Below are 14,061 nucleotides of genomic sequence, written 5' to 3'. Positions count from 1 at the left end.
AGCGACCGACCCCTGCACCCCGGGTTGCCGGGGCGCTAAACTCAGCTACACCCGCTTGTTGCACCGCAGGTGTTGCACTTCATGCAGGTGCCGTTGCGCACCAGCGTGTAGTTTCCGCATTCGCCGCAAGGGTCCCCTTCATAGCCCTGCATCTTGGCTTTGGTCCGTGCGTCCATGCCGGTCGCCACGGCGGTTTCTGCCGACGCTTCAAACGCGGCTGCCGGTTCGGACATACCATTGAGCTCGGCTTGCGGATTGAACATCGCCAGATCCTGCGGCAGACGTTTCCGCAGATAGCCTGTCGAACTGATTTGCTTCAGCACTTCCAAGGACTTGGACGCCGCAGTGTCACTGATCTCGGAGACATTCGAGACACCTTCTTCCTCACCGCGACCCAGATCATCGAAGCTCGCGCCTTCGGGTTTCACATGGGCCAGATCAGTGCGGTCCAGATAAGACACGGCCAGTTCACGGAAGATGTAGTCCAGGATCGACGTCGCGTTCTTGATCGAGTCGTTGCCCTGCACCATCCCAGCCGGTTCGAACTTGGTGAAGGTGAAGGCGTCGACAAACTCCTCCAGCGGCACACCATATTGCAGGCCGACCGACACGGCGATGGCGAAGTTGTTCATCATCGCCCGGAAGCCAGCTCCTTCCTTGTGCATGTCGATGAAGATTTCGCCCAGCTTGCCGTCTTCAAACTCACCGGTGCGCAGATAGACCTTGTGGCCACCAACGATCGCCTTCTGGGTGTAGCCCTTGCGGCGATGGGGTAGTTTCTCACGATGGCTGCGGATCATTTCTTTGACCACAACCTTCTCGATCACCTTTTCGGCCAGAACGACGGCTTTTTCCTGCGTCGAGCCGCTTTCCAAAACTTCTGCCGCTTCGTCGTCATCCTCGACCAGCGCTGCGGCCAGAGGCTGAGACAGTTTCGAGCCATCACGATAGAGCGCGTTCGCCTTCACACCCAGCGACCAGCTGAGTTCGTAGGCCTTCTGGCAATCCTCGATGGTCGCTTCATTCGGCATGTTGATCGTCTTGCTGATCGCACCCGAGATGAAGCTCTGCGCTGCCGCCATCATGGTGATGTGGCTATCAACCCCAAGGAAACGCTTACCTTTCTTGCCGCACGGGTTGGCGCAGTCGAAGATCGAATAGTGTTCCTCTTTCAGATGCGGCGCACCTTCCAGCGTCATGGTTCCGCAGACGTGGTCGTTCGCTGCGTCAATATCGGCTTTGGTAAAGCCCAGATGACGCAGCAGATCGAAAGTCGGATCGTTCAGCTTGGTCGCCGGGATGCCTAGTACGCCGGTGCAGAAATCCTCACCCAGCGTCCATTGGTTGAACACGAACCGGATGTCGAAGGCGCTTTCCAGTGCGGCATCCACCTTAGCCAGCTCATTCGGGCCAAAGCCGTGGCCTGTCAGCGAGGTATGGTTGATGCCCGGCGCGTTGCCGATCGTGCCGTGACCAACCGCATAACCCACGATCTCTTCAATCTGAGACGAGGAATAGCCCAGCTTCTCCAGCGCCGACGGCACCGAGCGGTTGATGATCTTGAAGTAACCGCCACCCGCGAGCTTCTTGAACTTAACCAGCGCAAAGTCCGGCTCGATCCCGGTGGTATCGCAGTCCATCACCAGACCGATGGTGCCAGTGGGTGCGATCACGGTCGCCTGCGCGTTGCGGTAGCCGTTCTTTTCACCAAGGCTGAGCGCTTCGTCCCAGGCCGACATGGCAAGATCAACCAGACGCTTGTCCGGGCAGTTGCCGTGATCCAGAGGCACCGGCTTGACGGCCAGTTTCTCATAGCCCTCGGTCACGCCCTGAGACGCGCGGCGGTGGTTGCGGATGACACGCAGCATGTGATCGGCGTTCCGCTCATAGCCTTTAAAGGCACCCAACTCACCGGCAATCTCAGCCGAGGTCGCATAGGCCACACCGGTCATGATCGCGGTCAGCGCACCACAGATGGCCCGGCCTTCATCCGAGTCGTAGCTGTAGCCCATGTTCATCAGCAGGCCGCCGATGTTTGCATAGCCCAGACCCAAGGTCCGGAAATCATAGGAGAGTTTCGCGATTTCCTTCGACGGGAACTGCGCCATGGTCACAGAGATTTCCAGAGTCAGGGTCCACAGGCGCGCCGCATGCATGTAATCGGCCGCCTGGAACTCACCATCCTTCAGGAAGGTCAGCAGGTTCATGGACGCCAGGTTACAGGCCGTGTCGTCTAGGAACATATATTCCGAACACGGGTTCGAGCCGCGAATCTCACCATCTTCTGGGCATGTGTGCCATTCGTTGACCGTGTCATGGAACTGGATGCCCGGATCGGCGCAAGCCCATGCTGCGTGGCCGACCTTTTCCCACAGATCGCGTGCCTTGACGGTCTTGGCGACGTTGCCGTCGGTGCGGTTGATCAACTCCCAATCGGCGTCTTTCTCAACAGCGGTCAGGAACGCATTGGTTACGCGGATCGAGTTGTTCGAGTTCTGACCCGAGACCGAGCTATAGGCCTCCGAATCCCAGTCCGTGTCGTAGGTGGGGAACTCGATGCTGTCGTGACCCTGCCGCGCATAATCCAGCACGCGCTTGATGTAAGTCTCGGGGATCGCGACCTTTTTGGCCTCACGAACCGCTTTCTTTAAACTATCATTCTTGTTGGGATCATACGCATCGTCCTGCGCACCGTCCCAGCTGCGGATGGCCTCGAAAATGCCGTTCAGCATCTTCTCGTGCATCTTCGATCCGGCAACGATCGAGGCCACCTTCTGCTCTTCGATCACCTTCCATTCGATGAATTGCTCGATGTCCGGGTGATCCGCATCGACGATTACCATCTTTGCTGCTCGACGGGTTGTCCCGCCTGATTTGATCGCGCCAGCGGCGCGGTCGCCGATCTTGAGAAAGCCCATGAGGCCCGAGGATTTGCCGCCACCCGACAGCGCCTCACCTTCTGCACGCAGATGGCTGAAGTTGGTACCGGTGCCAGAGCCATATTTGAACAGGCGCGCCTCGCGCACCCACAAATCCATAATGCCGCCTTCGTTCACCAGATCATCATCGACGGACTGGATGAAGCACGCATGCGGCTGCGGATGCTCATATGCGGATTTCGATTTGGTCAGTTTGCCGGTTTTATAGTCGACATAGTGATGCCCCTGCGCCGGGCCGTCGATACCGTAGGCCCAGTGCAGACCGGTGTTGAACCACTGCGGCGAGTTCGGCGCGGCCCGCTGGGTCGCCAACATGTAGCGCATTTCGTCAAAATAGGCGCGCGCGTCTTCCTCTTCCGAGAAATAACCGCCTTTCCAACCCCAATAGGCCCAAGCGCCTGCCAAACGGTCAAACACCTGTTTCGAAGATGTTTCACCTTCGAACTCGGCATCGTCGGTCGGGATCGAGCGCCACAGGAATTCAGGAACGTCCTTTTCTTTGACTTTCTTCAACTTGCTGGGAACGCCAGCCTTGCGGAAGTATTTCTGCGCGATGACATCGCTGGCCACCTGGCTCCAGCTTGAGGGGACCTGGATATTGTCCAGACGAAAGACAATTGTGCCGTCAGGGTTTCGAATCTCGGAGGTTGCCGAGACGAAATCGAGGTCCGCATACGCATCCTGCCCTGATTTGGTAAATTTTCTTTCAATCTTCATGTCCGCCGCCTTTTAATGTCCGTCAACCCACGCTGCGGCTTGGGAAATGCAAAGCCACCAGCAATGCCGAACCTGACAGACGCAAAGGACTAGCCGCTGCCCGTATGAGCGCGATACCGCCGCTGCGGTTGCACAAATATAGTCGTGTGCGTTCCGTCCCTGCCCTGCGCCCTCTCCGGCTTTCATACCAGATGTAGTGGCGTCATATTCGGCCCATACAATCTGGCGTATCTTTGCATATCAGGTCAACGACCTTTTTAAGTCATTTTTGAAATCTTTTGTGTTGACCTGTTTGTTGGGTGCTGGGCCACCTGATTCCTCCACAGAATGATCCACGGCGAGACGTCGCCGATCGCAAAACCGGCAAGAAGAAATTGCCTTTTTGCCAGCATGGTTATCCGGGTTTGATCATCCAGTCCTGTGCTGGCTAAGCTGGCAGGGAATCAGGTTGTGGCCTTTCGGCCATATCCTCGCGTCAACCCATTGAACAAAGAGCAGGCAAAACGATGAAGTTGCTTCACCTCGCCCCGATAGGCGCCCTGATCGCGGCCTGCACAGCACAAGAATTGCCAACGTCGTCGCGTAGCGCTCAATTCAGCGCCTACCCCGACAGGTTGTTCGAAACCTTCCAGACCAGTTGCGAAGGCCCCGGTGAGACGTTCTTGAAGATCGACGCCAATTCTTATGAGTGCCGCGAGTTTCTACCACCGGATACCACAGCCTTTTTGATTCTCAGCTATGATGGCTCGCACGAGGATTTGCCGCAGAGCATCATGCGCATGACCTCAACCAAAACCTCTGGCGGGTACCGCGTGGATGCGCGGTTGTTCTTTCAAGTGCCGCAAAAAAGCGGCGCAACCGTCGAAGTTCCCGTTGAAAGCAAAACGCTGGATAAAGCGCTGAGCGCGCTCTACCAAGCGATGGGTGGTTCACCAACATAAGTGAAGAAGTGGTCGGGGCGGCAGGATTCGAACCTACGACCCCCTGTACCCAAAACAGGTGCGCTACCAGACTGCGCCACGCCCCGGACCGTGCGCCGTTCCTAACGATGCTGATCTGATTTGAAAAGCCCTAACAGGGCCAAATCGCACTCGCTTGTGAAAAAATTTCGTGTCGCATCTGGGTGCCGGGCTGAATGCCATAACGCGCAGACAAACCGGCGTTGATTTCAAGCACGGCAAAGATGTCGCCACCCCCTTCAATCGGGGTCAGATCACCGGGAATCGCACCTTCATGCACGCGGGTCACAACGCCCGCGTGATCGACGAAAATCATATCCAGAGGAATCAGTGTGTTCTTCATCCAGAACGCCACCTGTTGCGGTGGATCGTAGACGAAGAGCATGCCCGACCGGTTCGGCAAATGCTCGCGAAACATAAGCCCGCGCGATTTCTCGGGGCCGGTCACGGCCAGTTCGACGTCAAACCGGACATGAGTCTGATCGTTGCGCAACTCTACCCGGTCAGGACGACATTCGGCGGCCACGCTTTCTGCCAGAAATATCACGCATACTGCCAGAGAAGCCCAAAACCGCATCATGGTGTTAGTGATCCAGCGCCGCTTCCCAAGCCAAGACCTGAGCCGCCATACGGCCCCGTTTGCCATCAATCACCCGCATGGCCAACGCCTCGCCCGGCTGCAGATCGGCAAGGCCAGAACGGCGGAGAACTTCGATATGCAAAAACACATCCTCATCCCGGCCGAACACATTGGCGAATCCGAATCCCTTGCCCTTGTCGAACCATTTCACCCGCGCAGCTTCCAAAGGCGCCGCCGCAATCGCCGCCGGATCCAGCTCGGCAAAGTCGGCCAACATCATTGAGTCGGCGCGCGCAGGGGGATCAACGGCAACAACTTCGACAGCCTGAACACCGCGATCCGTACGATGGGTCATGATCTCGATGCCTGCCCCATCGGCGACCGAGCTCTGCCCGAAATTCCGCAACACGTTCACATGCAACAGAATATCCGGGCCGCCTTCATCAGACACAACGAACCCGTATCCCTTTGCGGGATCGAACCATTTTACGTGTCCACGAACGCGGTACATGTTGTTCAGGTCTTCAGGCACGGTGTTCCCATCGAATGATTTAGTAGTGCGTTAAGGTTTCGGTTTTTATGGCAATGGCAGGCAAATTCAAGCTGAAAAAAACCTTTGATTTCGGTCTGTTGCATTTCGCGATACGTGAACGTCATGGATTTAACCTCTGCACTTCCCAAGCGGAACCCGGATCAACCCTCCGCCATCTGAACCGATCATGCAGGCGAAATGCGCCATCGGCCCAGAATTCAATTTCGGTCGGAACCAACCGGTATCCTCCCCAAAACGGAGGGCGCGGTGGATTGGCCCCAAGTTTTGCTGTCACCTTGGCAACCTCGGCCATCAGGGCCGTCCGGCTGCTCAGGGGTTGCGACTGCTTAGACGCCCAAGCACCCAGCCGACTTTTCAGCGACCGTGACGCATAATATTCATCCGCCTTGGGCCCGCTTTCCCGACTGACTATACCACGAACGCGAATCTGACGCCGCAAAGATTTCCAATGCATGACAAATGCAGCTTTTTCGGCCTGATCCAACTCAGCCGCTTTGGCACTTTCATAGTTGGTATAAAAAACAAAGGCCTCCGGCTCGATGTCTTTCAAAAGAACCATGCGCGCGTTCGGCATGCCGTCTTTGTCAACGGTCGCCAGGGCAATCGCGTTCGGGTCATTCGGTTCATTCTGTTCGGCCTCACCCAGCCACCGCGCCGCTATTTCAAACGGATCGGAGCCAGCAAAAATGCCATCACGCTCGGTCATTTCCATCCCCTGGAAAGTATTTGTCGGAAGCCTAGGGCGATTACCCGCCGCGGGCAAGACCACACGGCCTTGAAGCAGGGCAGTCAATGGCATAAACCCATCGCAACATAACGCGACGACAGGCGGAGAACCAATCATGTCAAATCAGTTGATGGCCGGAAAACGCGGCCTCATCATGGGACTGGCCAATGACAAATCAATCGCATGGGGAATCGCCCGCGCCTTGTCCAACGCCGGGGCCGAGCTGGCCTTTTCTTATCAGGGTGATGCTCTGAAAAAACGTGTTGACCCTCTGGCAGCGCAACTCGGCAGTGAAATCGTGCTGCCATGTGATGTCAGTGACGAGGGGTCGATCGACGCTCTGTTTACTTCACTGGAAGAGAAATGGGGCAAGCTGGATTTCGTAGTCCACGCCATCGGTTTCTCGGACAAGAACGAACTGCGCGGTCGCTATGTCGACACCAGCCGTGCAAATTTCAAACTGACCATGGATGTGTCGGTCTATTCCTTTACCGCCGTGATGCAGCGGGCCGAAAAGATGATGTCCGAGGGCAGCAGTGCCATTACGCTCACCTATTACGGTGCCGAGCAGGTCATGCCCCACTATAACGTGATGGGTGTCGCCAAGGCTGCGCTTGAGGCTTCGGTCAAGTATCTCGCCGAAGATTTGGGCAAGGACGGTATCCGCGTTAACTCGATCTCGGCCGGACCGATCAAGACGCTGGCCGCCAGCGGCATCGGAGATTTCCGCTACATCATGAAGTGGAACGAATACAACTCGCCCCTGCGCCGCAACGTGACGATCGACGATGTGGGCAACTCGGCCCTGTATCTGCTGTCCGACCTCAGCAGCGGTGTCACCGGTGAGAATCTGCACGTGGATTCGGGGTATCACATCGTTGGTATGAAAGCCGTCGATGCCCCGGACGTTGAAAAGGGTTAAGATAAAATGAGCGCCAAAGACCGCCTGCCCCACGAAAAAGGCTTCCACATCAGCTGGGACCAAATTCACCGCGACTCGCGCGCTCTGGCGTGGCGGCTGGATGGTCAAGGCCCGGATGACGGCGCATGGCGCGCCGTTGTCGCGATCACCCGCGGCGGCATGGCCCCCGCCATGATCGTCAGCCGCGAGCTGGACATCCGCACCGTCGATACAATCAGCGTACGCTCGTATCACCATCAGGAACAAGGCGAGGCCGAAGTTTTGAAGGCACCAGATGCAAATCTGATGGGCGATGGTGAAGGCGTTCTGATCATCGACGATCTGGTCGATAGCGGCAAAACGCTGGAACTGGTGCGCGCGATGTACCCTAAGGCGCATTTCGCCACCGTCTATGCCAAGCCCAAAGGCCGCCCCATGGTGGACACGTTCATCACCGAAGTCAGCCAGGACACGTGGATATTCTTCCCCTGGGATATGGCCCTGCAATATGTCGAGCCTTATCGCGGCACCGACTAACTTCTTCTGTTCAAAAATACCTCGGAGTGCGAGGCAGAGCCTCGCAAAGATTCTGCCATGTCCCAAACACGCACCCGGTCCACCTTCCCGCCACCAGTGATGGAGGCACGGCGTTGGTTGGACGGGGTCGTGTTTCCTGATGACCGGCCCCTCATCAATGTCAGCCAGGCTGCACCGGTTGACCCTCCGCCGTTGTCCATGCGGGAGGCCATGGCAGAGTTCGCTGTAAACGAAGACAGCGCCCATCTCTACGGACCAGTGCTCGGCAATGCCGATCTCCGCGCCGAATTGGCCGCGGAAATCAGCAATCACTATGCCGGGCAGGTTTCAGCAGATCAGATCGCCATAACGTCGGGCTGCAATCAGGCATTCTCAGCTGTGATTTCATCGCTCACCGACGAGGGGGATGAGGTCATCCTCCCAACTCCATGGTATTTCAACCATAAAATGTGGTTGGACATGGCGGGCGTGCGGGCCATTGACCTGCCCACGGGCGACGATCTGCTCCCCGACCCAGAGGCGGCGCGCGCTTTGATCACCGAAAAATCACGCGCCATTTCTCTGGTGACCCCAAACAACCCGGGCGGCGTCGAATACCCGGCCGAACTGGTCAGCGCCTTCTACGATCTCGCGCGCGATGCAGGTATTCGCCTGCTGGTCGACGAAACCTACCGCGATTTTGACAGCCGCAGCGGTCCTCCGCATGACCTGTTCCAAAAGCACGGCTGGGATGAGACGCTGGTGCATCTTTATTCCTTCTCCAAAGCCTACCGCCTGACCGGACATCGCGTCGGCGCGGTTGCAACCAGCGCAAGCCTGCTGGCCGAGGCCGAGAAATTTCTAGACACCGTCGCTATATGCCCCGGTCAGATCGGCCAGTTTGCCGCCCTGTGGGGCATGCAGAACCTCTCGCAATGGCTTGCCGGAGAGCGGGACGAAATCCTCGACCGCCGCGCCGCGATTGCTGAGGGTATGCCTCAGCTTGAGGCCAAAGGGTGGCGCCTGCTGGGTCTTGGTGCCTATTTCGCCTATCTCGAACACCCGTTCGACCTCCCGTCGGACGAGCTGGCGCAAAGACTGGTGCCCGAGGCCGGTATCCTGCTGCTGCCCGGCACCATGTTCATGCCTGATCATGACCCGGCTGGAAAACGTCAGGTGCGTATTGCCTTTGCCAATCTCGACCGCGCCGGGATCGTCCAATTGTTCGACCGGTTGCAGGCTCTGTCCTTCTAAGCTTGCCCCCCGGCGGTGCCCGTCGTATTCAGGGCCGCAACCAACAGGGCAAGCAGTAAGAGGGCATCATGGCCGCAGGCAAAAACAGCATCTCGAAAACCTTTGTCTGGATTCTGATGGGCCTTCTGTTCGTAGGCCTCGCAGGGTTCGGCGCCACCAGCCTGACCGGCACCATCCGCACGGTTGCGCAGGTCGGGGATGAGAGTGTCTCGGTCGACGCCTATGTCCGCGAGCTTCAGCGCGAAATCCGCGCGGTTGAGGCACAGACCGGCCAAGCCCTACAGATGTCTCAGGCGCGCGAACTGGGTCTGGAACAGCTCGCCCTGTCCCGACTGACTGCTCTGGCCGCGCTAGACAATGAGGTCGGTCAATTGGGCCTGTCCATCGGCGACGAGAACCTACAGGACGAGATCGTCTCGATCCCGGCCTTTCAAGGCGTGAACGGCACGTTCGACCGCGAAGCCTATCGCTTTCAGCTGGAACAGGTCGGGATGACAGATACCGAGTTCGAATCGGACTTGCGCAAGGAATCCTCGCGCACCATCGTACAGGGCGCGATCATCGGCGGTGTTGAAATGCCCTCAACGCTAACCGATACTCTGACAAACTATATCGGCGCGCGCCGCAGCTTTACCGTGGCGACTTTGGGTGCGGACGCGCTGGAAACACCAGTGGGCGATCCAACCGATGCGCAAATTCAAGCCTACTATGACGAGAACACCGACCAATTTACCCTGCCCCGCACCAAGCGTCTGACCTATGCGATCCTGTCTCCGGAAATGCTGCTGGATACGGTCGAGGTAGATGAGGACACGCTGCGCCGCCTCTATGATGAGCGCGCCGATGAATACCAGCAGCCCGAGCGCCGCTTGGTCGAACGCCTGAACTTCCCGGACGAAGACTCCGCGAACAACGCAAAGGCCCAACTTGAAGTCGGCGGCACCACCTTCGAGCAACTCGTACGCGAACGCGAGCTTGAGCTGAGCGACATTGATCTGGGCGACGTAACCCGCGACGATCTGGGCGAGGCCGCGGATGAGGTCTTTGCCGCTGAGCTGGACTCGGTCGTTGGCCCTCTGCCCTCCGTATTCGGCCCGGCGCTGTTCCGCATCAACGGTTCGCTGGCCGCCAACAACGTCCCGTTCGAGGATGCCGAGCCTGCCCTGCGGGAAGAACTGGCCTCGGACCGCGCGCGTCGTCTGATCGAGGCACAATCCGAAGACATCAACGATATGCTCGCCGGTGGCGCCACGCTGGAGGAGCTGGCACAGGAAACCGATATGGAGCTGGGCCAAATCGACTGGACCCGCGACAGTGTGGATGAAGTCGCCGCATATGACGGCTTCCGCAGCGCGGCTGAGGCCGTGCGCGAAGGCGACTTCCCCGAGATAGACTTCCTCGAAGACGGCTCAATTTTCGCGCTGCGTCTGAACGAAGAACTGGCGCCACGCCCAGAGCCTCTGGACAGCGCCCGTGACCGCGTCGCCGCTGCCTGGATTGCCGCCGAGACCGCCAAAGCACTGCAAGAGCAGGCCAATTCTGTTGTCACCACCCTGGCAACTGATGGCGATTTCACCGCCACCGGCCTGCCGTTCCGCGTGGAAAACGCCCTGACGCGGACTGCGTTTCTGGATGACGTCCCCGCAAATTTCATGAACGAAGTCTTCGAAATGGAGCCGGGCGACCTGCGCGTCATTGGCGGCGAAGGAATTGCCCTGATCGTTCGTCTGGACGAGGTTCTGCCCCCGGCCGAAAGCGATGAGCTGCGCCAACTGAGCGACGCATTGGCCGCGCAAATGAATCAGGCACTGGCGCAGAACATCTTTGACGCCTATGTGCGCGACGCGCAAACCCGCGCGCGCCCGGTTGTCGACCAGCAGGCCCTGAACGCCGTGCAGGCGAGTTACTAGACGAGACCCAAATGGCCCTGACACCCGAATATGAAAGCTTCGCGCGCGCTTATGAAGCGGGCGAAAACCAGGTCGTCTATACGCGTCTTGCGGCCGATCTCGACACACCTGTCTCGCTGATGCTGAAACTGACAGGGGCGCAGAAAGATGCCTTTGTGCTGGAATCGGTCACCGGAGGCGAGGTACGCGGGCGTTACTCGATCATCGGTATGAAGCCTGATCTGATCTGGCGCTGCCGGGGCGAGGAGTCCGAACTGAACCGCTCGGCCCGGTTCGATGGCGAAGCCTTCACGCCGCAAGACGGTAATCCGATGGACAACTTGCGCGCGCTGCTGGCCGAAAGCCGCATCGACCTGCCCGATGATTTGCCCCAAGCGGCGGCTGGGCTGTTTGGCTATCTCGGCTATGACATGGTCCGTCTGGTAGAGTATCTGCCCGATGTGAATCCCGACCCGCTGGGCTTGCCGGATGCCATCATGCAGCGCCCCTCGGTCATTGCGGTGCTGGACGGCGTGAAAGGCGAAGTGACCGTCGTGTCCCCGGCGTGGGTGACCGAAGGCCAGTCAGCCAAGGCCGCCTATGCGCAGGCTGCCGAGCGTGTGATGGACGCGGTGCGTGATCTGGAACGCGCCATGCCTGCCGAAACCCGAGATCTTGGGGACGCGCATGAGGTCGCTCCACCTGTGTCGAATTTCACCAAATCCGGCTATATGGAAGCGGTCGAAAAGGCCAAGGAATACATCCGCGCAGGCGATATCTTTCAGGTCGTCCCAGCCCAACGCTGGACGCAGGACTTCCCGCTTCCGCCTTTCGCGCTCTACCGGTCGCTCCGCCGTACGAACCCATCGCCCTTCATGTTTTACTTCAACTTCGGCGGCTTTCAGGTCGTGGGCGCAAGCCCAGAAATTCTGGTGCGCGTCTTCGGCAGCGAAGTGACAATTCGCCCGATCGCCGGTACGCGACCGCGTGGTGCCACCCCGGAAGAGGACAAGGCGAACGAGCTAGATCTGTTGGCTGACAAAAAGGAACTGGCCGAGCATCTGATGCTGCTGGATCTGGGTCGAAACGACACTGGCCGCGTCACCAAGATCGGCACTGTTCGCCCAACCGAAGAGTTCATCATCGAACGCTACAGCCACGTGATGCATATCGTCTCTAACGTGGTCGGAGAGCTGGCCGAGGACAAAGACGCGTTGGATGCGTTCTTTGCCGGGATGCCTGCGGGCACCGTCTCGGGCGCGCCTAAAGTGCGCGCGATGGAGATCATTGACGAGCTGGAGCCCGAAAAACGCGGCGTTTATGGCGGTGGCGTTGGCTATTTCAGTGCGGGCGGCGATATGGATATGTGTATCGCCCTGCGTACGGCCATCGTGAAGGATCACAAGCTTTATATTCAAGCCGGTGGCGGCGTGGTCTATGACAGCGACCCCGAGGCCGAATATATGGAAACGGTCCATAAATCCAACGCCATAAGACGCGCGGCGGCGGACGCGGCCCGGTTCACGGGCAACCGCAACTCATAAAGAAAGGGCGGCTGATCACAGGATCAACCGCCCTTCTCTTTTCTGCTGACACGTTACTGAACTTCGCGTTTCATAACCGCTGAGATCGGCGCCATGGCAACCCGGTTGCCGCGGTCCTCAAGCCCCCATAGCAGCAGGGCCGAGATCGTCTCGGGGCGCACGCGTCCCAGCATTACAACCGTCCCCTCCTGCCCGGCGCGGAATGCTGCCTGATCCAGGAAACGACGCATGATCTTCGGATCCTGCCGCGCACCATCGATATCGCGGAACACCACGCCAGAGGGGATGCCGTTGCGCGCGGCCAGTTTCTGGACCGTGTTCAGCCCGTTATCCTGCGTGATCAACCCGCGACCGGTGGCCGCCGCAATCGACGCAACCTGATCGGCCAGTTTCCGGTTGCCCTGAATTCCGCTTTCGACCCCTTCCAGAATACCTACTGTCTCGTGCAGCGTGTCCAACCATACGGCCATCGATACCTCGGCGTCCTGCGCGCTGGCGGATTCATGCAGATCGGCCATGGCCAGAACCTCAAACCCGGCGGCGCGATGGCGGGCCATTTTCTCGGCGGCGTCGGGATCAGAGGGGCTGATCGCGAAGCTGACGGGATACGGGAAGTCCTGCAAAGCTTCGGCTCCGAAAGAGCCCTCATCATCGATCAGGATAATCGACATAAGAGGCTTGGCTTCGGGGTTCTCAAAGCTTGCAGCGTAGTCCTCGATCGGCTTTCCGGTCATCTCATCTACGACCGCTTCATCGGTTTCGACCGGGGCATCGTCCCGTTCGGTCAGGGGAACAACGCGCGTGCCGACCAGTGTGTTGGTCGAGGTCGTGTCTTCTCCGCCGATCTGGGGAAGTGCGGCCAGTTTGGGCAGATTGCGGGGCAAGGTGTCCTCATCCCCTTCCACAGCGATTGGGCTGTTTTCAAAAGGATTCTCTTCATCCAGCTCAGCCTCTTCCGGCGCAAGCTGCGATGGCAGTTCGGGCAAAAGCGTTGCCACATCTTCTGGCTCGGCAGAGGGTTCCGGGGCTTCATCCACAACAACCGGCGCCGCGTCTGTTTCCGGCAAGGCGGGGGCGGTTCTGGGTGCCTGCGGAGCAGCTGGCGCGTCGGTCATGACGGTCACGCTGGTTTGGTCTTCGGCCTGAGGTTCCTGCAACTCGTCGCCGGCCTCAGCCACGACGGGCTGTTCGTCGGGCACCGTTTCCAGATCGGACAGATCAAGCGCCTCATCCGGCTCTTCGGCGGGTTTCGGCCCAGCAGGCGGCAATTCCACAAGATCCGCGTCCGACGGGGTCTCGGCAATTTGTTCCGGAGCCTTGGGTGTTTCAACATCCACCGGCTCGGGTGCCTGAGTCTTGACCACCGGCTTATTGGCCAGCGGCGTGTTGAGCGACAACATCACTCCCACGATCAAAACAACGACCGCCCCGACGATCATTCCTCCGAAAAATCCACGCATTGCTCGTGCCTCTCGACTTTAG

General features: G+C 58.7%; 11 protein-coding genes and 1 tRNA gene. 6 read left to right on the top strand and 6 right to left on the bottom strand.

What is annotated here, in order from left to right; genetic code table 11:
• Nucleotides 1-41: 41 nt before the first annotated feature.
• Nucleotides 42-3,656 (bottom strand): vitamin B12-dependent ribonucleotide reductase, encoded by a 3,615-nt coding sequence (locus tag ACR0NO_RS00975; RefSeq protein ID WP_480722683.1) that lies wholly within the window; start codon nt 3,654-3,656, stop codon nt 42-44.
• 506 nt (nt 3,657-4,162) lie between these two features.
• Here ACR0NO_RS00975 and ACR0NO_RS00970 point away from each other — a divergent pair.
• A complete protein-coding gene (locus ACR0NO_RS00970) occupies nt 4,163-4,597 on the top strand; it encodes a hypothetical protein (RefSeq protein ID WP_170665072.1) in 435 nt (144 codons plus the stop codon).
• Nucleotides 4,598-4,606: 9 nt separating this feature from the next.
• On the opposite strand, the gene ACR0NO_RS00965 is transcribed toward ACR0NO_RS00970, so the two are convergent.
• The 4 genes from ACR0NO_RS00965 to pdxH form a co-directional block, all read right to left on the bottom strand.
• Nucleotides 4,607-4,683, bottom strand: a tRNA-Pro gene (locus ACR0NO_RS00965).
• 44 nt (nt 4,684-4,727) lie between these two features.
• Nucleotides 4,728-5,195 carry a DUF192 domain-containing protein gene (locus ACR0NO_RS00960; RefSeq protein ID WP_480722682.1) on the bottom strand — a complete coding sequence of 156 codons (468 nt, stop codon included), beginning with the start codon at nt 5,193-5,195 and terminating at the stop codon, nt 4,728-4,730.
• Between the two features lie 4 nt (nt 5,196-5,199).
• Nucleotides 5,200-5,727: a cold shock domain-containing protein gene (locus ACR0NO_RS00955; RefSeq protein ID WP_170638641.1), complete on the bottom strand. Its 528-nt coding sequence runs from the start codon at nt 5,725-5,727 to the stop codon at nt 5,200-5,202.
• A gap of 121 nt (nt 5,728-5,848) precedes the next feature.
• A complete protein-coding gene (gene pdxH, locus ACR0NO_RS00950) occupies nt 5,849-6,454 on the bottom strand; it encodes a pyridoxamine 5'-phosphate oxidase (RefSeq protein WP_480722681.1) in 606 nt (201 codons plus the stop codon).
• Nucleotides 6,455-6,590: 136 nt separating this feature from the next.
• Between pdxH and fabI the strand changes: the two genes are divergently transcribed.
• The 5 genes from fabI to trpE all read left to right on the top strand — a co-directional run bounded on the left by fabI (nt 6,591) and on the right by trpE (nt 12,579).
• On the top strand, nt 6,591-7,397 hold the full coding sequence (gene fabI, locus ACR0NO_RS00945) for an enoyl-ACP reductase FabI (protein ID WP_170676115.1): 807 nt from the start codon (nt 6,591-6,593) through the stop codon (nt 7,395-7,397).
• A 6-nt stretch (nt 7,398-7,403) separates the two neighbouring features.
• Nucleotides 7,404-7,913 (top strand): xanthine phosphoribosyltransferase, encoded by a 510-nt coding sequence (gpt, locus tag ACR0NO_RS00940; protein WP_170373804.1) that lies wholly within the window; start codon nt 7,404-7,406, stop codon nt 7,911-7,913.
• A gap of 57 nt (nt 7,914-7,970) precedes the next feature.
• Entirely contained in the window at nt 7,971-9,146 is a 1,176-nt protein-coding gene (locus ACR0NO_RS00935; RefSeq protein ID WP_480722680.1) for an aminotransferase, read from the top strand.
• Nucleotides 9,147-9,214: 68 nt separating this feature from the next.
• Nucleotides 9,215-11,056, top strand: a complete 1,842-nt coding sequence (locus tag ACR0NO_RS00930) for a SurA N-terminal domain-containing protein (RefSeq protein WP_480722679.1) — start codon at nt 9,215-9,217, stop codon at nt 11,054-11,056.
• A gap of 11 nt (nt 11,057-11,067) precedes the next feature.
• On the top strand, nt 11,068-12,579 hold the full coding sequence (trpE, locus tag ACR0NO_RS00925) for an anthranilate synthase component I (RefSeq protein WP_480722678.1): 1,512 nt from the start codon (nt 11,068-11,070) through the stop codon (nt 12,577-12,579).
• A 53-nt stretch (nt 12,580-12,632) separates the two neighbouring features.
• Here trpE and ACR0NO_RS00920 read toward each other — a convergent pair whose 3' ends face one another.
• Nucleotides 12,633-14,039, bottom strand: a complete 1,407-nt coding sequence (locus tag ACR0NO_RS00920) for a divergent polysaccharide deacetylase family protein (RefSeq protein WP_480722677.1) — start codon at nt 14,037-14,039, stop codon at nt 12,633-12,635.
• Between the last annotated feature and the right edge of the window lie 22 nt (nt 14,040-14,061).

The organism is Ruegeria sp. CL3, assembly GCF_056536505.1.
The sequence above is the reverse complement of the archived record's forward strand: the minus strand, read 5'-3'. Positions and strand labels throughout refer to the sequence as shown.